The organism is Paramixta manurensis (assembly GCF_013285385.1).
In the GTDB taxonomy this organism is placed as follows: Bacteria; Pseudomonadota; Gammaproteobacteria; order Enterobacterales; family Enterobacteriaceae; genus Paramixta; species Paramixta manurensis.
The window spans coordinates 367,056-392,940 of sequence record NZ_CP054212.1; the positions used below are offsets into that span (position 1 = coordinate 367,056).

Genomic DNA, 25,885 nt, shown 5'->3' on the forward strand with positions numbered 1-25,885 from the left:
CCGGGACGGAGACCCGTCCCGGCCAGGATTAATGCGTCGTGTGTCCGTGGCTACGGTGTTTGGTCACAAAGCCCAACACCAGGCACATGACAAACACCACCGCGTACAGGCCATTTGCCGTGGCCAGTGCGGCGTGCGCGCCGCCTTTTGCCACGATCGGGCCGGTTACAACGAAGGTCAGCATGGTTCCTACGGTGCCACAAGTCAGAATAAAGTTGACCAGTTTCGGTGAAGATACCTTCGTCTGTAGCGAACCGAGCGTGATGATCGTGGTGTAGATAGCACTGGAGCTAAAGCCGAGGATCATAATAATCCACTTCAGCATTGAGGCGTCGTTACTGCTGACGAACCAGTACATCAACACGGTCGCCAGACCTGCCAGCACCATGACGATACGTTGCAGGTCAAAGAAACGCAGTACGAAGCTGAATACCCACATCCCCACCATGTAAGACGTCCAGAAATTTCCCACCAACTGACCGGCGGCGGTGATATCCATTCCCATGGTTTTAGTGGCGTACTCCGGTACCCACGAAATAAAGCCTAACTGACCGAGGATGTAGCACAGAGCGGCAATCGACAGGAACAGCACGCCGATACCCCATTTCTCTTTGGCTACCGGTTGCGCATTGACCGCTGCTTTCCGGCCTAAAACCGGGAATTCAAAGCACAGCGTCAGGATAAAGATCGCCACATAGATCAGGCCGATAAAGACATAAACCCAATACCACGGCAGGTGACGAGCCAATAGAACGCCGGCGATAATCGGAAACACGGTGCCCGCCATGCTAAAAAAGGAGTCGGTAAATAGCAGTCGCGAGCCGCGCTGACGGCCTTCGTACAGATGGGTAATTAAGAAGGTGCCGATCGACATCGTGATGCCGCTCACTACGCCCAAGACAAACATGCAGAGCGAGAAAATGCTTAAACTATGGCTGGTTGCCAGGCCGATAATTGCCAGCACCATCAGCACGAAGCCGAAAATCAGTTGGCGTTTAAGCGGCACGATCTCCATCAGCCAGGCATTAAGGAAGACGGCAACCAGAATCCCGGTATTAAGAAAAGTGAAAGTATTGCTCATTTGCGAAACGGGCAACTGGAAATAGTTGGCAATATCACCCAGTACCATGCCGGTGACGATCACCAGCGCGCCGGTTAGCGCGTAGGAGAAAAAGCTAATCCAGGTAAGGCCGATGCGGTTACGATTTGTCATGTGTTGGAAAACCTGTGAGCCAATGAAGCCTGCAGATAAATAAGCGCAGGGGAAGCGTGTGAAAGTGTAAATAGATTTGTGTCAGGATCAAACAATGAATGAAACACTGGCAATAGATTTCATGGTTATGTGACTCTAATCACTATTTGCCGGGCATCGGCCCGTGCCCGATGGTTAACGGCGGTTACGTAAATAATGGTAAAACGCTGGCTCTTGTATTACATGCTCTTTACAATCAATTTCGTTTTTGAGCTTGTTGGCCACAGTAAGGAATCTTTCATGTTGAAACGTACTTTGACAGCGGTAGCGGCGCTCCTTGCGCTGTCTTCAATTTCCGCCTCCTCTTTTGCCGCGGCAGGCGATACGCATGTATTATTGACCACCTCGGCTGGCAATATTGAACTCGAATTAAATAATCAAAAAGCGCCGATCTCGGTGAAAAACTTTGTCGATTATGTGAACAATGGTTTTTACAATAACACCACCTTCCATCGCGTGATCCCAGGCTTTATGGTGCAGGGCGGCGGGTTTACTACCGATATGCAGCAGAAACCGACCAACGCGCCGATTAAAAACGAAGCGGATAACGGCTTGCGTAATACGCGTGGCACCATCGCGATGGCACGTACCGCAGAGCAAGATAGCGCCACCAGCCAGTTCTTTATTAACGTTGCGGATAATGCGTTCCTTGATCACGGCCAACGTGATTTTGGTTATGCGGTATTTGGTAAAGTTATTAAAGGCATGGATGTGGCGGATAAAATCTCTCAAGTGCCGACCAAAGATGTTGGGCCCTACCAAAATGTTCCGGCAAAACCGGTGGTTATCCTCTCGGCGAAAGTTCTGCCGTAATCCATCTGGCGCCGCACTTGCTGTGGCGCTTCCCTTCGCGCTGTCTGCAGACCTGAATTTTGCTGCTTATACTTAGGGCATCCATTCAGTCGCGGAGGCAGCGATGTCAGCAAAACTGACCGACAAGCAGAAAGAGGCGCTCTGGCAACGGCGCCGTAATACGAACTTTCAGGCCAGCACCAGACTGGAAGGGTTTGCTATCGCCGAAGTCACGCTAAGCGCTGAACAGGCGCAGCAGCGGCTGCAGGAATTAAGGAGGCAGTATGGCGGCTAATGCGATGACGGAACGCGACCCCTATTTTTGGCACAGCGACAATGTGTTAAAAAACCGGCTCGATATTCATGATGCGGCGCAATTACAAAAAGCGGAACTCTCTTTTAGCGCATTGCGCGCGGCGACGATTGAGCTTGGCCCAAAAAATCCCGGCTTCCCCCATCTTCGCGCCATTCATCAGGCGCTGTTTCAGGATCTCTACGAGTGGGCTGGCGAAATCCGTTGCATTGACATTTATGTTGATGACACGCCGTTCTGCCACTACGAATACATAGAGCGCGAAGGGAATGCCTTAATGGAAAGTCTGGCGGCGGAGGAGCTGGAAGCACTGCCGCTTAAAGAATTTATCGCCAGGCTGGCACATTATTACTGCGAAATTAACGTATTACACCCTTTCCGCGATGGTAATGGCCGCGCCCAACGTCTGTTCTTTGAACAACTGATTATTCATGCCGGTTATGATATCGACTGGCGGCAGGCGGAACGGGATGCGTGGCTGAAAGCCAACCGGGATGGCGTTAAAGGGGATTTGCAAGGATTGACCGCTATCTTTGCCAAAGTGGTGAGCGAACCGGCGTAAAGCTGCGTAGAATAGCGGCGTCCTTGTTTTTGCCCGGAGTACCGATGCTGCTGCTGATCGATAACTACGATTCTTTTACCTGGAACCTCTATCAATACTTTTGCGAGTTGGGCGCTGAAGTGGTGGTACATCGTAATGATGAGATCACCCTTGAGGAGATTTCTGCGCTGCAACCGCGCCATTTAGTTATCTCACCTGGCCCTTGTACGCCAGACGAGGCGGGTATCTCGCTGGCGGCGATTCGTCATTTTGCCGGCCAACTGCCTATTCTGGGCGTTTGTCTTGGTCATCAGGCGCTGGCGCAAGCTTTTGGCGCCCGCGTAATACGCGCCAGGCAGGTTATGCACGGTAAAACCTCGGCGATTGCGCATAACGATAGCGGCGTTTTTTCCGGTTTAGCGCATCCGCTTACCGTAACGCGCTATCACTCGCTGCTGGTTGAGTGGGATTCGCTGCCAACCTGTTTTGAGGTGACAGCCTGGAGTCTGCGAGAAGGTAAACCCTATGAAATTATGGGCTTGCGGCATAAAACGTTGCAGCTTGAAGGGGTGCAGTTTCATCCTGAAAGTATCTTGAGCGAGCAAGGCCATCAACTGTTGGCGAATTTCCTGCGGCAATAAGTTTGCCTTTATCTGGTTTTTTATGCATATTTTATGATTATATTTTCATTCATCGATAATCATAAATCAGATGAGGTAACGAATGACGGCGGAAAAAATGGCGGTAACCCGGTCAACTTTCGATAATGTAATTTTGCCTGTTTATGCACCCGCGCAATTTGTGCCGGTAAAAGGGAAAGGAAGCCGGGTCTGGGATCAGCAAGGCAAAGAGTATATCGATTTTTCTGGTGGTATTGCGGTTACTGCGTTAGGCCATTGTCATCCTGCGCTGGTGGAAACGCTGAAAGCTCAGGGCGAAACCCTGTGGCATACCAGCAATGTTTTTACCAACGAGCCCGCGCTACGTTTGGCGAGTAAACTGATTGCCGCCACCTTTGCGGAACGTGTTTTCTTCGCCAACTCCGGAGCAGAAGCCAACGAAGCCGCATTCAAATTGGCCCGTTACTACGCGGCGAAACGCCACAGCCCCTATAAAAGTAAAATAATCGCTTTCCATAATGCTTTCCACGGACGCACGCTGTTCACCGTTTCGGTTGGCGGCCAGCCGAAATATTCCGACGGTTTTGGTCCGAAACCGGCCGATATCGTGCATGTGCCGTTTAATGATTTAGCGGCGGTAAAGGCGGTGATTGATGATCACACTTGTGCGATTGTGGTTGAGCCGATTCAAGGCGAAGGTGGCGTGATGCCCGCAACGCCGGCGTTCATGAACGGACTGCGCGAACTGTGCAATCAGCATAACGCGCTGCTGGTGCTGGATGAAGTGCAGAGCGGTATGGGGCGTAGCGGTAAACTGTTCGCCCATGAGCATTATGATGTGCAGCCCGATATTCTCACTACCGCCAAAGCGTTGGGCGGCGGTTTCCCGGTGAGCGCGATGCTGACGACTAATGAGGTTGCATCAGTGATGGCGCCGGGCGTGCATGGCACCACCTATGGCGGTAATCCGCTCGCTTGCGCGGTTGCCGAAACGGCGCTGGATATTATCAACACGCCAGAGGTATTGAGCGGCGTTGAAAGTCGTCGGCAGCAATTTGTTGATGGCTTAAAACAGATTGATGCCGCGCTGGATGTGTTTGAGGAAATACGCGGTAAAGGTCTATTAATTGGCGCGGTGTTAAAGCCTCAGCATGTCGGTAAGGCGCGCGATATTCTTAATGCGGCGGCAGAACACGGCGTGATGATCCTGAATGCCGGCACCGATGTTATTCGTCTGGCACCTTCGCTGGTGATTGAACCTGGTGATATTACGGAAGGCTTGGCGCGTTTCGCCGCCGCGTTAAAAACGGTGTTATAACCCGGAATAAGAGCCTGATGTTATTCAGGCTTTCTCAAACGCCTGACCAGCCATTGTCCGTGATGCGGCCTTTGGCTCCAGGCCAGCGATGAAATGGTATGCATCACGCTTAAATGACTCAAAATGCGTTTTACATGCCGCTCCATAATGGTGATTGGTCCTTCCTGCGGGTTTTCCGGCGCCTCCAGAATATTGGTATCGGAACCCGGCCCATCATACTCCAGCCGTTGTTGGCAACGCTGTAAGGCAATTTCGCACGACTGCAGGTAACGTTCCGCCAGCGTTGGCGTCAGCATAGTGTGCTCGCGCGCCAGAATCGTCATAGCGTTAATGTGCTCAACAATAAACTGGCTGTGAGTTACCCACAGTTTCATATCCGCCAGATAACGGTCGTTAAACCCCGGTTCCTGCATGGCCTGATTGAGTGAATTAAACAACGCGTTATGCGCCTGGTTGGCCCGCACGCGCTGCCAGGCCAGTTTCTCCGGCGCTTGCTCATCGCCTAATAATTGACGCAGCGCGTCCTGATAAGCGCCGAGCGCGTCGTGCGCATTCTGACGTAATAAGCCACTCTGCCACTGCGGCCAGAGCCAAATCATACCGGCAAAGGCAATCAGGCAGCCCATTAGCGTATCCATCAAGCGCGGCAGCAGGAATTGCGCGCCATTTAGCGACAACAGTTGTAATGAATACACCGCCGTTACGGTAAAACCGACCATGGACCAGCCATAGAATTTGCGCGTGAACAGATAACTGATCAGCGTGATCGCCAACATTATGCTTAACGTAATGGTTTCCGGTACCTCAAACCGCAGCGTGGCGGCGGCGATAACCAGCCCGGCAAAGGTGCCTAGCGCCCGGTGTTGGATACGAACACGCGTTGCGCTATAGCCATTCTGGCTGACAAACATAATCGTCATCAGAATCCAGTAAGGTTTGGGAATGTTAAACGACAACGCCAACGTACTACCAATCCCCAGCATGACCGCAAAACGTGCCGCCGTGCGCAGTGCGGCGGACTTGATCGACAGATAGCTACGTAACGCCGGTAGCAGCGGCAAACGGCGCTGCCGGTCCGCCATCAGATCGCGTGGATAGAGCGGGCGCTGTGTCCGCAACACGCGAGCAATGCGGCTGAAATGGTAATAGCAGAAGTTACCGACGGGGTTATCCGGATGCTGGCGGGAAATTTTCTCCAGCGCCTGCAAAGGTTTCTCCATCGTGAAACGATCGGGCAGCCGGTGGTAGAGAATGTCATCGGCCAGCTCGCGTAACCGGGCAGAGATCAGGTTGGCGTTCCAGCGGATCACCGCCTCAGCATGGCTCTGCTCTACCAGCTTTTGTACTTCTTCCGGTTGATGCAAGCTCACCGAAATATGTTCTTGTAGATCGAGCGCGACCTGAAACGCGCGCGTCAGGCGTTTATGGCTATTGTTTCGGTTGGCGGCCAACATATGCATTTGCTGATAGCACATGTTAATCAGGTCGACCGCTTTCTGCTGGCGCGCCAACAGCGGCGGCAGCGCTTTCTCCGGATCGGTTAAACGGGTAAGTAAGGTGTATTTCGCATCGCAATAGTCGGCGAGTTCACGATAGAGCAGGCTCAACGTTTCACGCATTGGTTGCTCTTTCCACAGCGAAAACCAGAACCAGTTAAAGAAGCCGTACCAAATAGTTCCGCCAATATAGAGAAGCGGTGGTGCCCAGATCGGCATGCGGCCGATCAGGCTGAGGGTAAAGATGGCGGCAATCAGTGAGGCCGGCAGTAGACGCGCATGGAGCGGGCTGATTTCTCCGGTCACGCCCAGTAATAGCGGCATGGCAAGCAAGATAGCCGGTAAGGGAATTGCGTGTTGCGTCAACCACTGGATTAGGAAACTGCTGGTGGCAAATAAGGTGCCGCCGACAATCAGGCGCTTAAAAAAGCGCTTATGCGGCGTATCCAGACCGGCAATATTGCAACAGGCAGGCACCAGCGAGAACAACAGACCCTGTTGTAAGTTACCAAATAGCCAGCCAATCGCGACCGGCAAACAGAGCACCAACGTTTGCCGCAACGCATAATTGACTTCAGGGTGATAAATTATTCGCCGCCACATCCGCTTATCACAGTATAAAAAAACGGCGCGATACCAGGTATCACGCCGTGGGTTTAGAGAGCTTAGCGCGTGCCGTAGACGACGATGGTTTTGCCGTGCGCGGAGATCAGATTTTGGTCTTCCAGCATTTTCAGGATACGCCCGACGGTTTCGCGTGAGCAGCCAACGATCTGGCCAATCTCTTGACGCGTAATTTTAATTTGCATGCCGTCCGGATGTGTCATCGCGTCGGGCTGTTTTGCCAGATTGAGTAAAGTTTGTGCGATACGTCCCGTCACGTCGAGGAAAGCGAGGTTACCCACTTTTTCCGATGTGACCTGGAGGCGACGCGCCATTTGCGAAGAGAGGCGCATGAGGATGTCTGGGTTAACCTGAATCAACTGACGGAATTTCTTATAGGAAATTTCAGCCACTTCACAGGCCGTTTTTGCACGGACCCACGCACTACGTTCCTGACCCTCTTCGAACAAGCCAAGCTCGCCAATGAAATCACCCTGATTGAGGTAGGAGAGGATCATCTCTTTGCCTTCTTCATCCTTGATCAGCACGGCTACGGCACCTTTGACGATGTAGTAGAGCGTTTCGGCCTTTTCACCTTGATGAATTAGCGTGCTTTTGGATGGATATTTGTGAATATGGCAATGTGACAGGAACCATTCGAGTGTAGGGTCTGTTTGCGGTTTGCCGAGAACCATTCGCTGTTATCCTCTGTTGTAATCGTGCCCTAAACACAGGGCAAAGTTCCCTGTTAGGCGTGGAAATATTCAAACATTTTCCTGGCAGGAAATTTTCCGGGCCTCTGTTTCGAGCTAAGCTCATCAAATTGTCCCGTTTTCGCTTTTAATGGCGAAATATTACAGCTTTGTTTGTAGCACAGCTTTAGGCTACTGTCTTCTGTTGTCTCGCTTCAGCATGACGGGAATCGTTGATGTTTGCCGTTTTATTCGGGTAAGCGTAGTCTGACATGTCAGAGAAAGGTTAGGAGGAAGTGCGATGCAGGCGCGAGTTAAGTGGGTTGAAGGGCTGACCTTTTTGGGAGAATCCTCATCGGGTCATCAGGTACTGATGGATGGGAACTCAGGCGATAAAGCGCCAAGCCCAATGGAAATGGTGCTGATGGCGGCGGGCGGCTGTAGCGCGATTGATGTGGTTTCGATACTGCAAAAGGGACGTAATGAGGTGGCGGATTGTGAAGTCAAGCTCAGCTCGGAGCGTCGGGAAGAAGCGCCGCGTATTTTTACCCATATCAATCTGCATTTTATCGTTAGCGGTAAGGCATTGAGCGATAAAGCGGTCGCGCGGGCGGTAGATTTATCGGCGGAAAAATATTGTTCGGTGGCTATCATGCTAGGGAAAGGCGTTGAGATTACCCATAGCTATGAGGTTGTGGCGTTGTGATCCTGCGCCAACGATAATGGGATGCCGGGGCCCGGCATCCTTCTGGCATTACTCGATTTTTTTGCCTTCCATCAGCCGTTTCACCAGCGGCGACATAATCAGCTCCATGGCCAGCCCCATTTTTCCACCCGGAACCACTAGCGTATTGATGTGCGAGATAAATGAACCTTGCAACATCGCCAATAAATAAGGGAAGTCGATATCTTCCAGACCCTGGAAATGAATCACCACAAAGCTCTCATCCAGCGATGGAATGCCGCGGGCAGCGAACGGGTTTGAGGTATCGACGGTGGGAACGCGCTGGAAGTTAATATGCGTGCGTGAAAACTGCGGCGTAATGTAATTAATGTAATCTTCCATTGAACGCACGACCGAATCCATCACCGCTTCACGCGAATGGCCGCGCTCACTGGTGTCACGTACCAATTTTTGGATCCATTCAAGGTTAACGATCGGCACCACGCCTACCAGCAAATCGACCTTATCCGCCACATTATGCTGTTGGGTTACCACGCCGCCATGCAGGCCTTCATAAAACAAGATGTCGGTAGGTTCTGGTAGCGGCTGCCAGGGCGTAAACGTACCCGGCACCTGATTCCACGGCACCGCCTCATCATAGGTGTGCAAATACTTGCGCGATTTACCGCGCCCATTCTCGCCATATTCGACGAAGGTTTGTTCCAGCAGGCCGAAATCATTCGCCTCCGGGCCGAAGTAACTGATGTGCCGCCCTAAATCACGCGCTTTGCGAATGGCCATATCCATTTCCGGGCGCGTATAGCGGTGGAAGCTATCCCCTTCCAGTTCAGCGGCATGTAAATCCAACTGCTGGAAAATCTTACGAAACGCGAGGCTGGTGGTGGTGGTTCCCGCGCCGCTTGAGCCGGTGACGGCGATAATCGGATGCCTGGCAGACATAATAAAGCTCCCTGTAGTAAGACGGGCGATGAGCATTGTTATCACGTTTAGCGCATCGGTGTCATCTTTGCCGTCGGGCGATGCTAAAAAAGCAACACGGTGACGCAAATTTGCTGCTTTAAACGCCTGGCAAAATTAACGAGACTGAGAAAAAAGCGGGAGAAAGAACATGAAAATGCCGTCGTCACGTTGGTGGTGGGAGTTATCCACGCGAGAGTTCAGTCAGCTTGAAATGGATAAAATCGTGGCGGTGCTGCCGATAGGCGCCGTTGAGCAGCATGGGCCGCATTTGCCGGTATGTGTCGATGCAGCAATCAATGCCGGCATCATTCAGCGGGCGATAGCGTTAATGCCCGCCGAGTTGCCGGTACTGGTGTTGCCCGCGTTAACCATTGGTAAATCAGACGAACACAGCAATTATCCCGGTACCTTAACCTTACCGTACGAGGTGTTGGGGCAAGTGTGGTTCGAAGTGGCAAAGAGCGCCTGGCGCGCCGGTATTGGTAAGCTGATTTTTTGGAATTCACACGGTGGACAGCCGCAATTGATGGAGATTGTTTGCCGTAAGCTACGCGCCGAACTAGGGATGTTTGCGGTCGGCGCCAGTTGGTTTCGAACCATCGACTCTTCCGATCTCTACAGTGAAGCGGAACGGCAACACGGTATTCACGGCGGAGAGTCGGAGACCAGTATCATGCTCCATTTGCATCCGGAGTGGGTACACATGGAGCATGCGGACAATTTTATTTCATCTTCGGTTGCGTGGGCGGAGAACGGGGGCATTTTAACGCCGGAAGGCGGCGTGAGTTTCGGCTGGATGGCGGAAGACCTCCATCCGTCAGGCACCACCGGTAACGCGGCGGCAGCCGATGCCGGGCGAGGAAAGATCGAAACGGATCGGGCGGCGCGGGCATTGATTCAGTTAATCGAAGAGGTGCGGGCGTTTGAGTGGCGCCAGGCACCTGAGCGTTAGCGGTAGATTCTGATGGCGTAACGATGGATTACGCCATCTGCGCCATCATATTCTTCATGGTTTCCGCCAGTACGCTGCCAATTGTACTGGTCCCGCGATCGTGGCCGATTAGCATCAGTGTTTGCATCTGTTGTGATAACTCCCGCACGGGAATATAGATTAACCGCCCGCTGCGTAGATCAAATTCAATATCGAACGGCGTCAAAAAGGTGAGCGCCTGATCCATCATCGCTGCCTGGCGCATCACCTCGATCGAGTTGGTTTCAATCACCGGGTGCGGCTCAATCTTGGTGCGGGCAAAAACTTCATTCAGATAGGGACGAATCACCATACTTTTATCCGCGATCGCCAGCGGGTGTGATATACAGTCGCTCAGACGCAGGCTGGTTTTATCCGCCAGAGGGTGACCGGGTGCCACTACCGCGCCCAAATGCCCGACCGCGCTGGCCAGAGTACGTAGCGTTGGTGGTAAGGAAAAATCAAACCCTAGTCCCAAATCGGCTTCGCCGGAAGCGACCGCATTGGTAATGTCCTCCCCGGTGGTTTTTTGTTGCAGCACTAACTTCACGCGTGGATTAGCTCGCCGGAACTCTGCCGCCGTGCGTGGGATCAGATTCGCGGCAAGGCCACTCATCATCGCGACTGTTACTTCCCCCCGGCGTAATCCTTTTAGTTCTTCAATCTTGATTTGCGCCCATTCCAGTTCCTTAAGGCTTTGCCGTACATGATGAATCAACGTTTCTCCGGCGCCGGTAAGGACCATTTTGCGCGGCAGACGCTGAAACAGCGGCGTACCGAGTTGCTGCTCTAACGCCAGAATCTGCCGGTTGATCGCCGACGCGGAAATATGGAGACGGGATGCGGCTTTTCGAATCGACCCGCTTCGTGCGACTTCATCAAGGTAGACCAACAGACGGTGCTGAAGCATGTTTCCTCTTTGCGTTGCTTTTTAGGCATCATTGAGTGCGAAAATCTGTGCTTTTAAGGTAACGAAAATCCCGGCATAACTGAACAAACTTTATGCTGAGGGGCAGAAAAAAATGACAGGTTTAACCCGTAGGGGATTTGCCAGGTTATTGGTTGGCGCGGTGTTATTACCCACGTTGACGCCGTTGTTATCAAACAAGGCATTGGCCGCGCCGGAAAAGGTAAAAATTGCACTGTTATTACCAGGTTCGGTTGCCGATGGTGGCTGGAGCATGCTGGCCTGGCAAGGGCTGATGTCGCTGAAAAAAGCGGGCTATGGCGTGGCGTACAGCGAAAGCGTACCGCAAGCGCAAATGGAGCAGGTTATTCGTGGCTATGCCGATGATGGCTACACCCTGATTATTGGCCACAGTTTTGAGTACGGATCGGCGTTTGCCGAGATAGCGCCGGATTATCCGGATACCGATTTCTTTGCTTCGACGTTTAAGCCGTCGGAAAACACGCCGCACAATGTGGAATACATCAACCTTGCCTATATTACGGCGGCCTACGCTGCCGGTGCGCTGGCGGCGTTGATCTCCGATAAGGGGAAAGCGGTTGGCTTTGTCGGCGGTGGGGATAACCCGACGCAGCAGGGTATGATGCGCGCGTTTATTGCCGGCGCCGAAAAAACGCGTCCGGGCGTGAAAGGGTTGGGCGTGGTGACCGGTGATTATGGTAACGCAGCAAAAGGCCGTGAGGCCGCGACAACCATGATTGGCAACGGCGCGGATGTGATTTGGCACGCGGCGGATGTGACCGGTTTAGGGGCATTACAGGGCGCGGCGGCGGCGAAGGTCAAAGCAATCGGCTGCTACGCCGATCAACGGGATGTCGCCCCGGCTTTCGTAGCTTGCAGTTTTAAGCAAAACCTCGACTGGATGGTAGAGCAGGTTGGCGAGTCGGTAGCAAAAAAGACCTTTTCCGGCGGACAAGAGTGGACGCCCAGCGTGGCAAAAGCCTGGTCGATTGTTCATGGCGATGGGCAGTTTAACAGTAAGTTGGTCAGCGCCAGCGCCTGGCAGCGTTTTCAAACGGTATGGCATGAATTAGACAGTGGTGCGTTGGTGCCAAAAGTATGACGCACAGGAGGCCGGTTTGAAGATGAGTCAGACCACTGCGCGTGTCGCACTGAACCATATCACTAAACGCTTCGCGCGCGTGACGGCAAATGACGACGTCTCTCTGTCGATTCAGGCGGGGGAAATCCATGCCCTGCTGGGAGAAAACGGCGCGGGGAAAAGCACCCTGGTGCAGATTATGTATGGGCTTTATCAACCCGATGAAGGGGAAATAGTGGTTGATGGGCGGCCGGTGCGGTTGCGCGACCCAAGTGATGCGATTGCCTGCGGTATCGGTATGGTGCATCAGGAGTTCATGTTAGTTCAACCGATGAGCGTGGTAGAAAATGTCATCCTCGGCTTGAAGGAGAGCGCCAGCGGCCGCCTTAATCTGCACGCCGCCGCTCGCCGCCTGCGGGTATTGTCGGAGCGCCATGGGTTGGACGTCGATCCTTGGGCAAAAATTCAGCACTTACCGATTGGCGTACAGCAACGTGTCGAAATTCTCAAATTACTCTATCGCGATGCGCAGGTATTAATCCTCGATGAACCCACTGCGGTATTAACGCCGCAGGAGAAAGAGGGGTTATTCGCAACCTTGCGTTCGCTGCGCGCGGAAGGGCGCTCAGTGGTGATTGTTACGCATAAATTATATGAAATTATGGCCATCGCCGATCGCGTTTCGGTGATGCGTGCCGGAAAAATGGTTGATACGGTGGCGGTCAGTGACACCTCTGAAACCGATCTGGCACGGCGCATGGTGGGGCGTGATGTGGTGTTACGCATCGCTAAACCGCCGCGTAAGGCCGGAGAAACGGTGCTGCATGTTGATAACATTGCGCTGCGCGATGAGAGCGGGAAACAGAAAATCTGGCGCGCCTCGCTGAAAGTGGCGGCGGGAGAAATTCTGGGTATTGCCGGCGTTGACGGGAACGGACAGTCGGAACTGGCCGATGCGTTGTTGAATCTACGCACCATTGAGGCCGGACGTATCTGGCTGGATGGCGAAGATATTACTGAATTTTCGCCCGCTGAACGGCGTGAAAAGGGGATCGGCTTTATTCCGGCAGACCGGCGCGGCGTGGGTTCCGTTACTTCGTTATCAATTACCGATAACGCCATCCTGGGCGCGCAACGAACCTTTACGCGTGCGCGCGGCTGGCTGCTTGATCGAGATGGGATGGCACGGCATGCGCGACGGATAATCGATCACTTCCAGGTCCGCACCCCCGATATCGCTTTTGAGGCGGGCAAACTTTCCGGCGGTAATTTACAAAAGCTGATTCTCGGACGCGAGGTAGCGCGACGCCCGCGTTTATTGGTTGTTGAACAGCCAACCCGTGGACTCGATGTCGGCGCGGTTGAAGCCGTGTGGCAAGGATTACTGGCCGCGCGTGAGCAGGGCTGCGCTATCGTCATGATTTCCGCTGAACTTGAGGAGATCATGAATCTTTCCGACCGGATTGCCGTGATGTATGGCGGCCAAATTGCCGGTGTGCTGGAACACAGCGAGGCGACGGCGGAAAACATCGGTGAGTTGATGGCGGGCGGAAAGACAGCCAAAGGGGGCCTCCATGAAACGGTTGCTTGAGCGGCGTCTCGCGCCGGTTGATTCCCCTGCGGCAATCGTCGCGATCACTGTTGGCGCGATGCTGGTGGCTTTTATCCTTGCCGGGCTGTTATTTATGCCTTTTGGTGGTAATCCACTGACCGCCTACGGATTTCTGTTTCGCGCAGCGTTTGGCTCAGTACGCGCGCTCGGTCTGACGCTAGTTCAGGGAACGCCGCTGACGCTGATTGCGTTAGCGACCATTGTTATCTGGCGTGCCGGATTGGGGTACATCGGTTTTGAAGGCTGCTTCCTGATGGGCGCGGCAGCGAGCAGTTGGATAGCGTTAGCTGGCACGCCGCAGGGCTTTCCCTTGCTATTGCCGCATTGGCTCTATTGGCCGTCAGTATTGGTCGCGGCGTTTGTCGCAGGCGCGCTATGGGCGGGGTGGGTTGGCGTACTACGTGTTCGGTTCGGCGGTAACGACGTTTTGATCTCGCTGATGGCGAACTATGTGGCGATTTTTCTGGTGCAATATTGGGTCTCCGGGCCGATGCGTGCACCGGGCGATTTGCCGCAAACGCCGCGTTTGCCAACTGAGAGTTGGTTGCCCTATCTGATGAGCGGAATGCGTGCGCATTGGGGGGCGGCAATCGCCTTGTTCGCCACGCTGTGGGTGTGGTGGTTAATTCGGGCAACCCCTGCCGGCTATGAAATCATTGTTAGCGGATTGAATCCAAAAGCGGCGCGTTATGGCGGAATTAATGTCGGAAAACGCCAGATGAGCGCGGTGTTGCTGGGAGGCGGACTGGCGGCATTGGCGGGGTTATGCGCCGTATTAGGCGTACAGCATCGTTTAATGGATGGGATGTCTGGCGGCGTGGGTTTTATCGGTGTGGTGGTGGCGTTACTGGCACGCCTCAACCCGTTGCTGGTTATTCCGACCGCGCTGTTATATGGCGGGCTTGAAGTCGGAGGAAGCGCCATGCAACGGCAAACCGGCTTACCGACCTCGGTGGTGCTTATTTTGCAGAGTCTGTTAGTTCTCCTGATCATTGCCGGTGACGTACTGCGTTATTATCGGCTGCGCTGGCCACGCCAGAAAACGGTTCAAACTCCGCTAACGGAGGAGCCGTCATGAATGGTTTATCACACATTGATGCCGCGTTTGTCGTGACCTGGCTGGCAGCGGCGGTCAGGCTTGCCGGGCCGGTGCTATTGGCCGCGTTGGGCGAGATCTACGCCGAGCGCGCCGGCGTCCTTAATATCGGTATTGAGGGCACTATCTTACTGGGCGCGTTGGGCAGCTACATGGTGGCAGTATTGAGTGGCTCAACGGCATTGGGCTTTCTCGCCGGTGGCGTTGTCGGCCTAATCGTCGGCCTGTTATTAGCGGCACTCTATTTACGGGCGCATGGTAGCCAAATTGTCGTCGGGATTGTTTTTAATATTTTGGCAGGCGGCGTGGCGACCTGGATTTATTCATTGGTCATGGGGAATACCTCCTCTCCGACCATTACTATGCTGGCGCCATATCCACTTCCACTCTTGTCCGCCATTCCGGGCATTGGCGCCATTGTTTTTAGCCAGCCGGTTCCTCTCTATTTGACCCTGCTACTGACGGGGGTTGCGCAATATGCTCTGTTTTATACCCGTTTCGGGCTCTCTCTACGGGCGGTGGGTGAAAACCCCGCCGCCGCGCATGCCGCCGGTCTGAACGTATTGAGAATTCGAACGTGGGGAGTGCTGCTCTCCTGCCTCGGTGCCGGTTTGGCGGGGAGCTATCTGGTGACCGCCCAAATCGGTTTGTTCCGCGACAACATTGTCAGCGGACAGGGGTTTATCGCGTTAGCGATTGTGATTTTCGGGCGCTGGAATCCGGTTAAGGCATTAGTTGCCGCCTTTATATTTGGCGCGGCAGACGCGCTGCAACTCTCACTGCAATTATTTGAAAGCGCTTTACCGCCGCAGTTGCTGTTGGCGCTGCCTTATCTACTCACTATCCTGGCCATGTCCGGCGTAGTAGGGCGCACGGTTCAGCCGGGCGCGTTAACCCAGCCTTATCGTAAGGAGTAAAGGATGAGCCATTTTCGTCTGACCAATGCGGCAGATGCGCAGGTATTTCGCATTAGCCCGACCGATACCAACTATTTTGCCGTGTTATTCGACCGCCAGCAGGATGAGATTGAAAATATTTTCGTGGTGGAGATTTTTACCGTGGGCGGCGCGACGCCGCCGAATGAACATACGCTGGCCCATGAGTTTTTCTATGTATTGCATGGCGAAGGCGTTGCGCGTTGCAACGGTAAGGAGGTCTCGATCCGCCAGGGCGATGCGTTACTGCTGCATCCGGGCAATGAACATCTGATTCGAAATACCGGTAGCGGCAAACTGTATACGTTAACCGTCATGACGCCCAATGAAGGATTTGCCGAGCTAATACGGAGCGGCGAGCCTATGGCGCTTGATGAGGAAGATTTGCGCGTGTTGAGCGGGAGTTAATATGAACGGAAATGCGCTGGGAAGCACGCCGAAAAACGCATGGCATGTTACTCCCACCTTGGTTGATATGATTCGCGCGCCGCTGGTTTCTCATCCCGTTACCCTCAGTAGTCGGGGGCGGCAAGTGAGGTTTGACCTGCAACGCAGTGCATTGGTGGTGGTGGATATGCAAAACGACTTTTGCCACGCAGAGGGTTGGCTGGCGCATATCGGTGTTGATGTGATGCCGGCGCGGGCGCCGATCGCCCCTTTGCAGCAGCTATTGCCGAAGCTGCGTGCTGAAGATATTCCTATTATTTGGCTGAACTGGGGCAACCGGCCGGATAAGCTGAACCTCAGTCCGGCACTGTTGCATGTCTATAATCCGCATGGTGATGATATTGGGTTAGGCGGGGCGTTACCGATTTCGGGCGCGCCGGTATTGCAGGCAGGAAGTTGGTCGGCGGCGGTTGTGGATGAACTGACGCCAGCGCCGCAGGATATTTGTATTGATAAATATCGCATGTCTGGCTTTCAGGATACGGTGCTGGATAGCGTGTTACGCAATCTTGGCATCAGCACGATTTTGTTTGCCGGCGTCAATATCGATCAGTGCGTCCTCTGTACGTTGCAGGAGGCAAATTTCCGCGGCTATGACTGTTTGCTGCTGGAGGAGTGTAGCGCGACCACCTCTCCATCCTATTGTCTGGACGCGACGCTTTACAACGTACAGCAATGCTTTGGGTTTGTGGTGAGCTCGGTCGAACTCAGCCACAAGCTTTAACCACATCTGGCGGGGTTAGCCGCGCAACGCGGCGCGCGGCATGATATTGATCGTTTCGTGTAATTCCGACCAGACCAGCACTGCCTCGCCGCTTTTTAACTGGCGGCGCACATCCTCGGTCTTGCGCTCCAGCGAGCGCTCCTGCTCGCCGTAGTCAGTCCCTTCGCGTAATACAAAGGATTCAATCAGGTTATCGAGCGTTTCAGGTGCCAGTTCTTGCCAGGGAATAATCACAGCGCAGTATCCAGATAATGAGAAAGCCATTGCGGGATGCGTTGTTCTAACCACATTTGTGGTTTCAACAGCGACCCGCCGACAAAACCGACGTGCCCGCCATGTTCGGTAAGCTGATATTCAATATTAGCAGGGAGTTGCTGTAAATCGGGGATCACTTCATCGGTCATAAAAGGATCGTCCTTCGCATGGATGATCAGTAGCGGCTTACGAATTTGCGGCAACAGCGGCATAGCGCTGGCGCGCCGATAATAGTCATCGGCGTTGACAAAGCCATGAGCACGCGCGGTAATCACATCATCAAAATCGCGTAATTTCTTCAGCGCGTTTAAACGCTCCAGGTCAATCGGTAAGGTGCCGGGCCACGCATGCAGCTTGCGCCGTGCGTTGAGTTTGAGTTGATTAAGCAAATAGCGCTGATAAACCCGCGAGAACCCCTGTTCCAGTTTCGCGCTGCAAGGCTCCAGCATTAATGGTGCGGAGACAATCACGCCAGCGTCTAATAGACAATCTTCACCCTGTTTGCCCATCAGGCAGGCCAGCATATTGCCGCCCAACGAAACGCCGACCGCAGCGGTCGGAACCTTTCCCCAGCATGTGTGTAGCCAGCGTAGGAAAAAGGCGGCATCTTCGGTTTCACCAGAGTGATAGATCCGCTCCATGCGATTGGGTTCGCCACTACAGCCACGAAAATGCATCACCACGCCGAGCCAGCCGCGAGCTTTCCATGCCTGTAACAGGCCATGAGCATAAGGACTATGAAAGCTACCTTCCAGCCCGTGAAACAGTACCGCGCGCGGTTTATGTTGTGCCAGCGCGGGATCTTCGCTCCAGGCTAAATCGACAAAATCCCCATCGGGGAGATCCAGCCGTTGCCAGTGAGGTTGGAGCGTAATATGCCGCCGGAATAGGCGTGGCAGCAGCGTTTGAAGATGTGGATTACGCATTCCGCGCATCGGTAAAAAATGAAAGTCACTTGAGTGATTAAAATTCATGTTGTCGGGGCTTGTACGATCCATATCACGCTGTTAGCTTCATCAGGTTAGCAATCTTTTGGGGTGAGGAGCACCCGTTTAATGGAACTCAGTCTATTTTTGTCGATGTTGGGCTTTTTGTGGGTGGCCGCAATTACGCCCGGACCTAATAATATGTTACTCACCGCTTCAGGCGCCAACTTTGGTTTTTTGCGCTCTTTTCCTCTAATGATCGGCATTATGATCGGCATGCAAGTGATGCTGCTGATGGTGGCGTTTGGCATTGGCGGATTAATCCTGCTTTATCCCTCTTTGCATCTGTTTTTGAAGATTGCCGGAAGTCTGTATTTACTCTGGTTAGCGTGGAAAATTGGCACGGCGGAGTACGAGCGTCTGGAAACTGGCGACGCCCCCGTTGCGCCAATGCCGTTTTGGCAAGGTGGGTTATTGCAACTGATTAACCCGAAGGCGTGGTTAATGGCGCTGGGCGCAGTGGCCAGTTTCAGTTTGGCGGGCGCGGGTTATCGTTCATCGGTGGTGGCGATAAGCCTCGGGATGGTGTTGGTTAATCTGGTCGCCGGTATTATTTGGCTGGGGTTTGGGTCGCTGATTGGCCGTATTTTACGTAGCCGCCGCGCGTGGGCGATTTTTAATATCGCCATGGGGTTGCTTACCGCTGCCTGTGTGCTGCTGATATGGCGTTAATTCCCCTTTTTCTGCTAAGTAATCCCGTACTTTTTCTAAGTTTTAAAAGTTATAAAGAATAATTTTTAATTACTTTATTGCATCATCTGCTCTCGGGTACAACGTGGTTATTACCACACGTAAACGGGGCAGATGATGGCGGGTAAATTTAGCAATTCTCTTATCGCGACGGCATTGGCACTGGCGGCGTTCAGCGCCAGCGCGGTTGATGTAACTGTCGCCTATCAAACCTCCGCCGAACCGGCGAAAGTCGCCCAGGCGGATGGCACTTTTGCTCAACAGAGCGGGGCGAAGGTGGATTGGCGCAAATTCGATAGCGGCGCCAGCGTGGTTCGCGCTTTAGCCTCTGGCGATGTGCAAATTGGTAATATCGGCTCCAGCCCGCTGGCGGTGGCTGCCAGCCAACAGGTTCCGATAGAAGTTTTCCTGCTGGCCTCACAGTTAGGTAATTCTGAAGCGCTGGTGGTGAAAAAAGGCATTACCTCTCCTCATGATCTGATCGGTAAACGTATCGCGGTTCCATTTATCTCCACCACGCATTACAGCCTGCTCGCTGCGTTAAAGCATTGGGGTATCAAGCCGGGTCAGGTGCAGATCGTTAATTTGCAGCCGCCGGCAATTATTGCAGCCTGGCAACGTGGCGACATTGATGGTGCTTACGTTTGGGCACCGGCGGTCAATGAGCTGGAAAAAAGCGGTACCGTGTTGACCGACTCTTCGCAAGTTGGGAAATGGGGATCGCCGACGCTGGATGTATGGGTGGTGCGCAAGGATTTTGCTGAAAAACATCCTGATGTGGTTACTGCGTTTGCCCGCAGCACGCTTGCCGCGCAAAAAGCCTTTCTTGATAACCCGCAGCAGTGGTTACAACAAAGCGATAATCTCCACAAGCTGTCTCGTCTCAGTGGCGTTCCCGCTGAACAGGTACCGGCGTTAGTTCAGGGGAACACCTATCTGACCGCAGCGCAGCAAGTACAGCAATTGGCGCAGCCGGTGGATAAGGCGATTATCGATACTGCCGAATTCCTTAAACAGCAGGGAAAAATACCGCAGGTGGCGAGCGACTATAGCTCGTATGTCACTAACCGTTTTGTTAAGCCGCTGGTTGCACAGTAAGGAGCCGCCATGCTTTCCGTCTCCCATCTTAACGCCCGTTATGCAGGGCACCAGGCGCTACAGGACATCAATTTAACCCTCGAATCCGGCGAATTGGTGGTGGTGCTTGGGCCTTCCGGCTGCGGCAAAACGACGCTACTCAACCTGATTGCCGGTTTCCTGCCGATTGAGTCTGGCAGCATTACCTTGAATGGCCACACAGTCACCGGGCCGGCGGCGGAACGCGGCGTAGTGTTTCAGCATGAGGGGTTACTGCCGTGGCGCAACGTACTGGATAACGTGGCGTTTGGTTTGCAGCTGGCTGGCGTGGAGAAGGCGCAGCGGCGCGCCGTTGCCCAACGGATGCTGAAAAAAGTTGGGCTGGAAGGGGCGGAAAAGCGGTTTATCTGGCAACTGTCCGGCGGTATGCGGCAGCGGGTGGGAATTGCCCGTGCATTAGCCGCCGACCCGCAATTGCTGCTGCTTGATGAGCCCTTCGGCGCGTTGGATGCGTTTACCCGTGAACAGATGCAAGAATTGTTGCTCCGGTTGTGGCGCGACAGTGGTAAACAAGTGCTGCTAATAACGCACGACATTGAAGAGGCGGTCTTCCTTGCCAGCGAACTCATTTTGCTTTCGCCCGCTCCCGGACGGATTACCGAACGATTGTCGCTGGATTTTGGTCGCCGTTTCGCCGCCGGAGAAGCCTGCCGTAGTATTAAATCCGATCCGGCCTTTATTGCACAACGCGAATATGTGTTGAGTCGGGTGTTTCAGCAGCGAGAGGTGTTCTCATGAGCTCACTGATCAACGATAAACCGGCTTCGCGTCGTCGCATCAGGCTCCGCTGGCCTCTTGCCCGCCAACTGACGCTAAGTTTTATCACGCTATTGGTACTGCTGGTGGTGTGGTGGGCCGTCACTGCGCTGGCATTAATTAGCCCGCTGTTTCTACCCGCCCCACAGCAGGTATTACATCAGCTGATCACCATCGCCAGCCCGCAAGGATTTATGGATGCCACGCTGTGGCAGCACCTCGGCGCCAGTCTGACGCGTATTTTAGTAGCGTTGTTTGCTGCGGTGTTAGTCGGCGTACCGGTCGGTATCGCGATGGGACTCAGTGAAACGGTACGCGGTATTCTCGACCCGCTGATTGAGCTGTATCGGCCGGTTCCGCCGCTGGCCTATCTTCCGTTGATGGTTATCTGGTTTGGGATAGGCGAAACCTCAAAAATCTTGCTGATTTATTTGGCCATTTTCGCACCAGTAGCGCTTTCCGCGCTGGCGGGAGTAAAAAGCGCGCAACAGGTGCGTATCCGCGCTGCGCAATCGCTGGGCGCTAACCGTTGGCAAGTGCTCTGGTGGGTGATTTTACCCGGCGCGTTGCCGGAAATTTTGACCGGTGTGCGGATCGGTTTAGGCGTGGGATGGTCAACGTTGGTAGCGGCAGAACTGATTGCTGCCACGCGCGGATTAGGTTTTATGGTGCAATCCGCCGGGGAGTTTTTGGCAACGGATGTCGTACTGGCTGGCATTCTGGTGATTGCCCTAATCGCTTTTACCCTTGAAGTAGGATTACGCGCCTTGCAGCGCCGTTTAACGCCCTGGCATGGAGAACAGTTATGAATGAACGTCTAACCATTACCGCGCTTGGCCCGTATATTGGCGCACAAATAACCAATCTTGATTTAACTCGTCCGCTGAGTGATGGACAGTTTGAGCAGCTATGGCACGCGTTAATCCGCCATCAGGTGCTCTTCTTTCGCGATCAGCCGCTAACGCCGGACCGGCAGCGTGCGCTGGCGGCGCGTTTTGGTGATTTACATATTCATCCGGTCTATCCGCATGCGGGCGAGGTGGAAGAGATCATTGTGCTGGATACGCATAATGACAATCCGCCGGATAATGATAACTGGCATACTGATGTCACCTTTATTGAAACGCCGCCCGCTGGCGCTATTTTAGCGGCGAAACAGCTACCGGAAACCGGCGGCGATACGCTGTGGGCCAGTGGTATTGCCGCCTGGGATGCGCTTTCCACGCCATTTAAGACGTTGCTGGCGGGCTTGCAGGCCGAGCATGATTTCACTAAATCATTTCCGGAATATAAGCATCGGGGGAGTGAAGAAGAGCACGCGCGCTGGAAAAAAGCGGTGGTGAATAATCCTCCATTACTGCATCCGGTGGTGCGTACTCATCCGGTAAGCGGTAAGCAGGCGTTATTCGTCAATGAAGGGTTTACTACGCGTATTGTCGGGCTGAGTCAGAAAGAGAGTGATGCGTTGTTGGGATTTTTGTTCGCGCACATCACTAAACCCGAGTTCCAGGTACGTTGGCGTTGGCAGGAGAATGATGTCGCTATTTGGGATAATCGCGTTACGCAACATTATGCCAACGCGGATTATCTCCCGGCGCGGCGGGTGATGCACCGGGCAACGATTTTAGGCGATAAGCCATTTTTTCGAGCAGAGTAAACGAACTAGGTCATCTCTCCCGTCAGGTTGCGAGAGAAAAGATGAATATCGACTCCCGCCTTCCGCCGATACAGGCGAGCTTTGCGCGCGCCTGTTGCAATAAACTCGCCGGTTTCTTCAAACATTTCTGATGCATCAAAGCGACGAATCAGGCTCTTACGTTGCACCGGATGACCAAGGATGGTTTCAATCACATCTTGTAGCTGCGACAAGGTAAATTCAGCCGGCAAGCAATAAACCGGCAACATGGAATACATGGTTTTTTGCCGTAACCGCAGGAGCGCTGCATCAATAATGGCGCGGTGGTCAAAGGCAATATCATAATGTGCAAGTTGTGAGAGTGGTAACCATTGTGCATCGGTAACCGTACTAATATGTGGCTGGCAATCGGCCCATGCAATGAGCGCAAACCAGGCGGTTGTCAGGCTCCAGCCGCGTGGATCGCGGTGTGGGCCGGAAAAGGTTTCCAACTGCTCAAGCCAGGGCGGCGTGACGCCCGTTTTCTCTGTGAGCTTACGTAACGCCGTGGCTCGCGTAGAATCATCCTGTTCCAAATCAATGAACCCGCCCGGTAATCCCCAATAACCCTGTTGTGGATGATTTGCCCGCTTTACCAGCAGGAGAGAAAGTTGTTGTTGGTATAAAGTAAACAACACACTATCAACCGTGACTATCGGCGTGGGAAAACGGGAGGGATCGTAATGAGCCAAATAGTCAGCTTCAGATTGCATGTTTTTTCTCTGGTTAACTGTCGCAAGGACAAAAACTAACGGATTAACAGATAAACTTCAAGATCGTAAATAAAAAATCAAATTAATATTGATATAATTCAATTAGTTATTTTTATTTTATTGCCAGGTTAAAAATTTATCTTGCTTGTTTGTGTCTCATGGACAATATTAAATGTGTCTTACGGACAATAATTAATGGAAAGGATTGAGGAGAGAACAAGATGAAAAACAACCTGCACATGACTCTCGATAACCGCTCGCTGGCACTGGATGTAGGACGTTTCCCGGATGGCGCGGTTTGGTTGAAAGTGAAAGATTCGCTACCCGCTCAGGCAAATACGCTGCGTATTCGGGCGGAAAGAATGCAAAACATGGATGATTTTATGCTGTTAGCGCAACTGGTTGACGCAGTACGTCACCAGTGCGACGTGACTTTTAGCCATCTTGAACTGCCTTATCTTCCTTACGCGCGGCAAGACAGACATATGCAACCTGGCGATAGTTTCGCGCTGAAAGTTTTTGCCGGGTTATTAAATAGCCTGAACTTTGACCGGGTGTTGGTGCTAGACCCCCACAGCGAGGCCGCCGCAGCGGCTATCAATCAGTTAGTGGCTATCCCGCAGCAACAATGTTTGGCGCAAAGCGCGAGCTTGATGGCGGCGCTGGCGCAAGGCGAAATGATGCTGGTCGCGCCGGATGCCGGCGCGTTGAAAAAAATTCATGGTGTCGCACAGACGGTTGGCGCAACAGAATATGGCATTCTCTCGAAGCAGCGTGACGTCACTACGGGCGCACTTACCGGCTTTTCTCTGCTGGCAGGTGATGTAAAAGGTAAAAATGTCCTGATTGTTGATGACCTGTGCGATGCTGGCGGGACATTTATTGGTTCGGCCCAAGTATTACGTGATGCTGGCGCGCGTAGCGTGAGCTTGTATGTCACTCACGGTATCTTCTCAAAAGGCGTTGAGCACTTGCTGCAACAAGGCATTGACCAAATCTACTGTACCACCTCTTACGCGACGGCTGATATAGCGCAAGAACGCGTAGAGCTTATTGATATCAATACTATTTTTAACGCCTAAGAGGACACGGAAATGTTAATCAACCCGATTTTAGCAATTGATGGTTATAAAGTTTCTCACCGTGAGCAGTATCCGGAAGGCACGACCCGCGTGTATTCCAACTTTACACCGCGCAGCGATCGTTATTTCACTTCGCCGGTCGCCGACGGCAAGCTGGTTTTCTTTGGGTTACAGGGGTTTCTGAAGTGGTTCATGGTGGATCTTTTCAATCACCAGTTTTTTGCTCAGCCGGAAGAAAAGGTGGTGGGCGAGTACCAGAAACTGATGGATAGTTACCTCGGCAAAGGTCAGGTATCGGTTGAGCATATTCGCGCATTGCACCAGTTGGGTTACCTTCCTCTGCATATTAAAGGGCTGGATGAAGGCAGCAAGGTCAGCATGAAAATTCCGGTGCTGACGATCACCAACACGCGTGATGAGTTCTTCTGGCTGGTAAATTACCTCGAAACGGTGTTGTCGGCTGAATTATGGAAAGCCTCCACGAACGCGACTATTGCTCATCACTATCGCAAAATTTGTCAGCAATGGGCGGCGAAAACCTGTGATGACAGTGGGCATCTTGATTTCCAGTGCCATGATTTTTCATTCCGCGGCATGTCCGGCTTACATGATGTCGCGCAGTCCGGCAGTGGCCATCTGGTCAGTTTCAAAGGTACGGATAGTATTCCGTCGATTGTTTACGTGCAGGATTATTACACCAATGGCGATGACTATTTCGTGGCGGCCAGCATTCCGGCGACAGAGCATAGCGTCATGTGTATGGGCGAGCAGGAAGGTGAGATTGCAACCTTCCGCCGTTTGATCGAAACGCTTTATCCCAACGGGTTTGTTTCGATTGTTTCCGATACGTGGGATTACTGGAAGGTGATCACCGAATATACCCGTGAGCTTAAAACCGCGATTATGGCGCGTGATGGTCGGGTCGTTTTCCGCCCTGATAGTGGTGACCCGGTGGAAATTCTGTGCGGTACCGGCGCGGATGATGATCACTCAGCCGACCGTTCTCCGGAACAGAAAGGCTCGGTAGAAGTGTTATGGGAAATTTTCGGTGGGACGGTAAACGAAAAAGGTTATAAAGTTTTGGATCCGCATGTCGGCCTGATTTACGGCGATTCAATCACGCTGGAACGAGCCAATGAGATCCTGCAACGCCTGGCGGCAAAAGGGTTTGCCAGCTCTAATGTGGTTTTTGGCGTGGGTTCTTTTACTTATCAATTCAATACGCGCGATACCTTTGGCTTTGCGATGAAAGCCACCTATGGCGAAGTTAACGGTGTAGGGCGAATGATTTTCAAACAGCCGAAAACCGATGGGGGTTTGAAGCGCTCTGCGCGTGGTTTATTGCAGGTTGTGGTTGATGAACAAGGCGAATTTCAACTACGCGATGAACAAACCCACCAACAGGAACAGGGCGGCGCGTTAAAGACGCGTTTTCTGGACGGTAAGTTGGTCAACCAGGAACATATCGACGTGATTCGCCAACGCCTTGCAGCGCAGTGTTAAACCGTTATATTTCAATAAAAACC

The 25,885-nt window shown here is 53.0% G+C and carries 28 protein-coding genes; 20 read left to right on the top strand and 8 right to left on the bottom strand.

All coding sequences use genetic code 11. From position 1 onward, the window contains the following. Positions 1–28: 28 nt before the first annotated feature. A complete protein-coding gene (gene tsgA, locus PMPD1_RS01665) occupies positions 29–1,213 on the bottom strand; it encodes an MFS transporter TsgA (RefSeq protein ID WP_173632429.1) in 1,185 nt (394 codons plus the stop codon). Positions 1,214–1,492: 279 nt separating this feature from the next. Here tsgA and ppiA point away from each other — a divergent pair, with 279 nt between their 5' ends. The 5 genes from ppiA (at position 1,493) to argD (ending at position 4,836) form a co-directional block, all read left to right on the top strand. Next, complete coding sequence (ppiA, locus tag PMPD1_RS01670; RefSeq protein ID WP_173632430.1) at positions 1,493–2,065, top strand: peptidylprolyl isomerase A; 573 nt, start codon at positions 1,493–1,495, stop codon at positions 2,063–2,065. Positions 2,066–2,168: 103 nt separating this feature from the next. Further along, positions 2,169–2,339, top strand: coding sequence for a YhfG family protein (locus PMPD1_RS01675; RefSeq protein ID WP_173632431.1), 171 nt, complete (start codon positions 2,169–2,171; stop codon positions 2,337–2,339). Further along, positions 2,329–2,919 carry a putative adenosine monophosphate-protein transferase Fic gene (locus tag PMPD1_RS01680; protein ID WP_173632432.1) on the top strand — a complete coding sequence of 197 codons (591 nt, stop codon included), beginning with the start codon at positions 2,329–2,331 and terminating at the stop codon, positions 2,917–2,919. Before PMPD1_RS01675 ends, PMPD1_RS01680 begins: the two co-directional genes overlap by 11 nt. Positions 2,920–2,963: 44 nt before the next feature. After that, positions 2,964–3,539, top strand: a complete 576-nt coding sequence (locus PMPD1_RS01685; RefSeq protein ID WP_173632433.1) for an aminodeoxychorismate synthase component II — start codon at positions 2,964–2,966, stop codon at positions 3,537–3,539. An 82-nt stretch (positions 3,540–3,621) separates the two neighbouring features. Continuing rightward, positions 3,622–4,836, top strand: coding sequence for a bifunctional acetylornithine/succinyldiaminopimelate transaminase (argD, locus tag PMPD1_RS01690; protein ID WP_173632434.1), 1,215 nt, complete (start codon positions 3,622–3,624; stop codon positions 4,834–4,836). 20 nt (positions 4,837–4,856) lie between these two features. On the opposite strand, the gene PMPD1_RS01695 is transcribed toward argD, so the two are convergent. Further along, on the bottom strand, positions 4,857–6,935 hold the full coding sequence (locus tag PMPD1_RS01695; RefSeq protein WP_173632435.1) for a YccS/YhfK family putative transporter: 2,079 nt from the start codon (positions 6,933–6,935) through the stop codon (positions 4,857–4,859). A gap of 62 nt (positions 6,936–6,997) precedes the next feature. Then, positions 6,998–7,630, bottom strand: coding sequence for a cAMP-activated global transcriptional regulator CRP (crp, locus tag PMPD1_RS01700; RefSeq protein WP_017803012.1), 633 nt, complete (start codon positions 7,628–7,630; stop codon positions 6,998–7,000). Between the two features lie 298 nt (positions 7,631–7,928). Between crp and PMPD1_RS01705 the strand changes: the two genes are divergently transcribed. Then, on the top strand, positions 7,929–8,333 hold the full coding sequence (locus PMPD1_RS01705; RefSeq protein WP_173632436.1) for an OsmC family protein: 405 nt from the start codon (positions 7,929–7,931) through the stop codon (positions 8,331–8,333). A 48-nt stretch (positions 8,334–8,381) separates the two neighbouring features. On the opposite strand, the gene PMPD1_RS01710 is transcribed toward PMPD1_RS01705, so the two are convergent. Next, positions 8,382–9,251 (bottom strand): phosphoribulokinase, encoded by an 870-nt coding sequence (locus tag PMPD1_RS01710; protein WP_173632437.1) that lies wholly within the window; start codon positions 9,249–9,251, stop codon positions 8,382–8,384. Positions 9,252–9,420: 169 nt separating this feature from the next. Here PMPD1_RS01710 and PMPD1_RS01715 point away from each other — a divergent pair, with 169 nt between their 5' ends. Continuing rightward, the gene (locus tag PMPD1_RS01715) at positions 9,421–10,224 is read left to right on the top strand and encodes a creatininase family protein (protein WP_173632438.1); all 804 of its coding nucleotides are present in this window, start codon (positions 9,421–9,423) and stop codon (positions 10,222–10,224) included. A 28-nt stretch (positions 10,225–10,252) separates the two neighbouring features. On the opposite strand, the gene PMPD1_RS01720 is transcribed toward PMPD1_RS01715, so the two are convergent. After that, positions 10,253–11,152 (bottom strand): LysR family transcriptional regulator, encoded by a 900-nt coding sequence (locus PMPD1_RS01720; RefSeq protein ID WP_173632439.1) that lies wholly within the window; start codon positions 11,150–11,152, stop codon positions 10,253–10,255. 112 nt (positions 11,153–11,264) lie between these two features. Here PMPD1_RS01720 and PMPD1_RS01725 point away from each other — a divergent pair, with 112 nt between their 5' ends. The 6 genes from PMPD1_RS01725 to PMPD1_RS01750 are packed head-to-tail and all read left to right on the top strand — an operon-like array spanning position 11,265 to position 17,065. Beyond that, positions 11,265–12,272: a BMP family protein gene (locus tag PMPD1_RS01725; RefSeq protein WP_173632440.1), complete on the top strand. Its 1,008-nt coding sequence runs from the start codon at positions 11,265–11,267 to the stop codon at positions 12,270–12,272. 22 nt (positions 12,273–12,294) lie between these two features. Beyond that, complete coding sequence (locus PMPD1_RS01730) at positions 12,295–13,842, top strand: ABC transporter ATP-binding protein (RefSeq protein WP_173632441.1); 1,548 nt, start codon at positions 12,295–12,297, stop codon at positions 13,840–13,842. Then, on the top strand, positions 13,826–14,941 hold the full coding sequence (locus tag PMPD1_RS01735) for an ABC transporter permease (RefSeq protein WP_173632442.1): 1,116 nt from the start codon (positions 13,826–13,828) through the stop codon (positions 14,939–14,941). Before PMPD1_RS01730 ends, PMPD1_RS01735 begins: the two co-directional genes overlap by 17 nt. Then, a complete protein-coding gene (locus PMPD1_RS01740; RefSeq protein WP_173632443.1) occupies positions 14,938–15,876 on the top strand; it encodes an ABC transporter permease in 939 nt (312 codons plus the stop codon). Before PMPD1_RS01735 ends, PMPD1_RS01740 begins: the two co-directional genes overlap by 4 nt. Positions 15,877–15,879: 3 nt before the next feature. Beyond that, positions 15,880–16,302, top strand: a complete 423-nt coding sequence (locus PMPD1_RS01745; RefSeq protein ID WP_173632444.1) for a cupin domain-containing protein — start codon at positions 15,880–15,882, stop codon at positions 16,300–16,302. Position 16,303: 1 nt separating this feature from the next. Continuing rightward, positions 16,304–17,065, top strand: a complete 762-nt coding sequence (locus PMPD1_RS01750) for a cysteine hydrolase family protein (RefSeq protein WP_173632445.1) — start codon at positions 16,304–16,306, stop codon at positions 17,063–17,065. A gap of 15 nt (positions 17,066–17,080) precedes the next feature. Here PMPD1_RS01750 and PMPD1_RS01755 read toward each other — a convergent pair whose 3' ends face one another. After that, the gene (locus tag PMPD1_RS01755; protein WP_173632446.1) at positions 17,081–17,299 is read right to left on the bottom strand and encodes a YheU family protein; all 219 of its coding nucleotides are present in this window, start codon (positions 17,297–17,299) and stop codon (positions 17,081–17,083) included. Then, positions 17,296–18,318 (bottom strand): hydrolase, encoded by a 1,023-nt coding sequence (locus PMPD1_RS01760; RefSeq protein WP_173632447.1) that lies wholly within the window; start codon positions 18,316–18,318, stop codon positions 17,296–17,298. The genes PMPD1_RS01755 and PMPD1_RS01760 overlap by 4 nt, the downstream gene beginning before the upstream one ends. 57 nt (positions 18,319–18,375) lie before the next feature. Here PMPD1_RS01760 and PMPD1_RS01765 point away from each other — a divergent pair, with 57 nt between their 5' ends. The 5 genes from PMPD1_RS01765 to tauD all read left to right on the top strand — a co-directional run bounded on the left by PMPD1_RS01765 (position 18,376) and on the right by tauD (position 22,546). Next, positions 18,376–18,978, top strand: a complete 603-nt coding sequence (locus PMPD1_RS01765; protein ID WP_173632448.1) for a LysE family translocator — start codon at positions 18,376–18,378, stop codon at positions 18,976–18,978. A 135-nt stretch (positions 18,979–19,113) separates the two neighbouring features. Continuing rightward, positions 19,114–20,094 (top strand): taurine ABC transporter substrate-binding protein, encoded by a 981-nt coding sequence (gene tauA, locus PMPD1_RS01770; protein ID WP_173636081.1) that lies wholly within the window; start codon positions 19,114–19,116, stop codon positions 20,092–20,094. A 9-nt stretch (positions 20,095–20,103) separates the two neighbouring features. Then, positions 20,104–20,871 (top strand): taurine ABC transporter ATP-binding subunit, encoded by a 768-nt coding sequence (tauB, locus tag PMPD1_RS01775; RefSeq protein ID WP_173632449.1) that lies wholly within the window; start codon positions 20,104–20,106, stop codon positions 20,869–20,871. Further along, positions 20,868–21,698, top strand: coding sequence for a taurine ABC transporter permease TauC (gene tauC / locus PMPD1_RS01780; protein WP_173632450.1), 831 nt, complete (start codon positions 20,868–20,870; stop codon positions 21,696–21,698). Before tauB ends, tauC begins: the two co-directional genes overlap by 4 nt. Continuing rightward, positions 21,695–22,546 (top strand): taurine dioxygenase, encoded by an 852-nt coding sequence (tauD, locus tag PMPD1_RS01785; protein WP_173632451.1) that lies wholly within the window; start codon positions 21,695–21,697, stop codon positions 22,544–22,546. Before tauC ends, tauD begins: the two co-directional genes overlap by 4 nt. Positions 22,547–22,551: 5 nt before the next feature. Here the strand turns inward: tauD and PMPD1_RS01790 are convergent, their stop codons facing one another. Further along, positions 22,552–23,277 (bottom strand): NUDIX hydrolase, encoded by a 726-nt coding sequence (locus PMPD1_RS01790; RefSeq protein WP_173632452.1) that lies wholly within the window; start codon positions 23,275–23,277, stop codon positions 22,552–22,554. 221 nt (positions 23,278–23,498) lie between these two features. Here PMPD1_RS01790 and prs point away from each other — a divergent pair, with 221 nt between their 5' ends. Together prs and PMPD1_RS01800 are read left to right on the top strand one after the other, a co-directional pair. After that, complete coding sequence (gene prs, locus PMPD1_RS01795; protein ID WP_173632453.1) at positions 23,499–24,359, top strand: ribose-phosphate diphosphokinase; 861 nt, start codon at positions 23,499–23,501, stop codon at positions 24,357–24,359. A gap of 12 nt (positions 24,360–24,371) precedes the next feature. Further along, on the top strand, positions 24,372–25,862 hold the full coding sequence (locus PMPD1_RS01800) for a nicotinate phosphoribosyltransferase (RefSeq protein ID WP_173632454.1): 1,491 nt from the start codon (positions 24,372–24,374) through the stop codon (positions 25,860–25,862). Positions 25,863–25,885: the final 23 nt, after the last annotated feature.

Excerpts from the sequence above, each read along its gene's own strand:
- tsgA (WP_173632429.1), bottom strand. The coding sequence starts at position 1,213 with ATGACAAATCGTAACCGCATCGGCCTTACCTGGATTAGCTTTTTCTCC.
- ppiA (WP_173632430.1), top strand. The coding sequence starts at position 1,493 with ATGTTGAAACGTACTTTGACAGCGGTAGCGGCGCTCCTTGCGCTGTCT.
- PMPD1_RS01675 (WP_173632431.1), top strand. The coding sequence starts at position 2,169 with ATGTCAGCAAAACTGACCGACAAGCAGAAAGAGGCGCTCTGGCAACGG.
- PMPD1_RS01680 (WP_173632432.1), top strand. The coding sequence starts at position 2,329 with ATGGCGGCTAATGCGATGACGGAACGCGACCCCTATTTTTGGCACAGC.
- PMPD1_RS01685 (WP_173632433.1), top strand. The coding sequence starts at position 2,964 with ATGCTGCTGCTGATCGATAACTACGATTCTTTTACCTGGAACCTCTAT.
- argD (WP_173632434.1), top strand. The coding sequence starts at position 3,622 with ATGACGGCGGAAAAAATGGCGGTAACCCGGTCAACTTTCGATAATGTA.
- PMPD1_RS01695 (WP_173632435.1), bottom strand. The coding sequence starts at position 6,935 with ATGTGGCGGCGAATAATTTATCACCCTGAAGTCAATTATGCGTTGCGG.
- crp (WP_017803012.1), bottom strand. The coding sequence starts at position 7,630 with ATGGTTCTCGGCAAACCGCAAACAGACCCTACACTCGAATGGTTCCTG.
- PMPD1_RS01705 (WP_173632436.1), top strand. The coding sequence starts at position 7,929 with ATGCAGGCGCGAGTTAAGTGGGTTGAAGGGCTGACCTTTTTGGGAGAA.
- PMPD1_RS01710 (WP_173632437.1), bottom strand. The coding sequence starts at position 9,251 with ATGTCTGCCAGGCATCCGATTATCGCCGTCACCGGCTCAAGCGGCGCG.
- PMPD1_RS01715 (WP_173632438.1), top strand. The coding sequence starts at position 9,421 with ATGAAAATGCCGTCGTCACGTTGGTGGTGGGAGTTATCCACGCGAGAG.
- PMPD1_RS01720 (WP_173632439.1), bottom strand. The coding sequence starts at position 11,152 with ATGCTTCAGCACCGTCTGTTGGTCTACCTTGATGAAGTCGCACGAAGC.
- PMPD1_RS01725 (WP_173632440.1), top strand. The coding sequence starts at position 11,265 with ATGACAGGTTTAACCCGTAGGGGATTTGCCAGGTTATTGGTTGGCGCG.
- PMPD1_RS01730 (WP_173632441.1), top strand. The coding sequence starts at position 12,295 with ATGAGTCAGACCACTGCGCGTGTCGCACTGAACCATATCACTAAACGC.
- PMPD1_RS01735 (WP_173632442.1), top strand. The coding sequence starts at position 13,826 with ATGAAACGGTTGCTTGAGCGGCGTCTCGCGCCGGTTGATTCCCCTGCG.
- PMPD1_RS01740 (WP_173632443.1), top strand. The coding sequence starts at position 14,938 with ATGAATGGTTTATCACACATTGATGCCGCGTTTGTCGTGACCTGGCTG.
- PMPD1_RS01745 (WP_173632444.1), top strand. The coding sequence starts at position 15,880 with ATGAGCCATTTTCGTCTGACCAATGCGGCAGATGCGCAGGTATTTCGC.
- PMPD1_RS01750 (WP_173632445.1), top strand. The coding sequence starts at position 16,304 with ATGAACGGAAATGCGCTGGGAAGCACGCCGAAAAACGCATGGCATGTT.
- PMPD1_RS01760 (WP_173632447.1), bottom strand. The coding sequence starts at position 18,318 with ATGGATCGTACAAGCCCCGACAACATGAATTTTAATCACTCAAGTGAC.
- PMPD1_RS01765 (WP_173632448.1), top strand. The coding sequence starts at position 18,376 with ATGGAACTCAGTCTATTTTTGTCGATGTTGGGCTTTTTGTGGGTGGCC.
- tauA (WP_173636081.1), top strand. The coding sequence starts at position 19,114 with ATGGCGGGTAAATTTAGCAATTCTCTTATCGCGACGGCATTGGCACTG.
- tauB (WP_173632449.1), top strand. The coding sequence starts at position 20,104 with ATGCTTTCCGTCTCCCATCTTAACGCCCGTTATGCAGGGCACCAGGCG.
- tauC (WP_173632450.1), top strand. The coding sequence starts at position 20,868 with ATGAGCTCACTGATCAACGATAAACCGGCTTCGCGTCGTCGCATCAGG.
- tauD (WP_173632451.1), top strand. The coding sequence starts at position 21,695 with ATGAATGAACGTCTAACCATTACCGCGCTTGGCCCGTATATTGGCGCA.
- PMPD1_RS01790 (WP_173632452.1), bottom strand. The coding sequence starts at position 23,277 with ATGCAATCTGAAGCTGACTATTTGGCTCATTACGATCCCTCCCGTTTT.
- prs (WP_173632453.1), top strand. The coding sequence starts at position 23,499 with ATGAAAAACAACCTGCACATGACTCTCGATAACCGCTCGCTGGCACTG.
- PMPD1_RS01800 (WP_173632454.1), top strand. The coding sequence starts at position 24,372 with ATGTTAATCAACCCGATTTTAGCAATTGATGGTTATAAAGTTTCTCAC.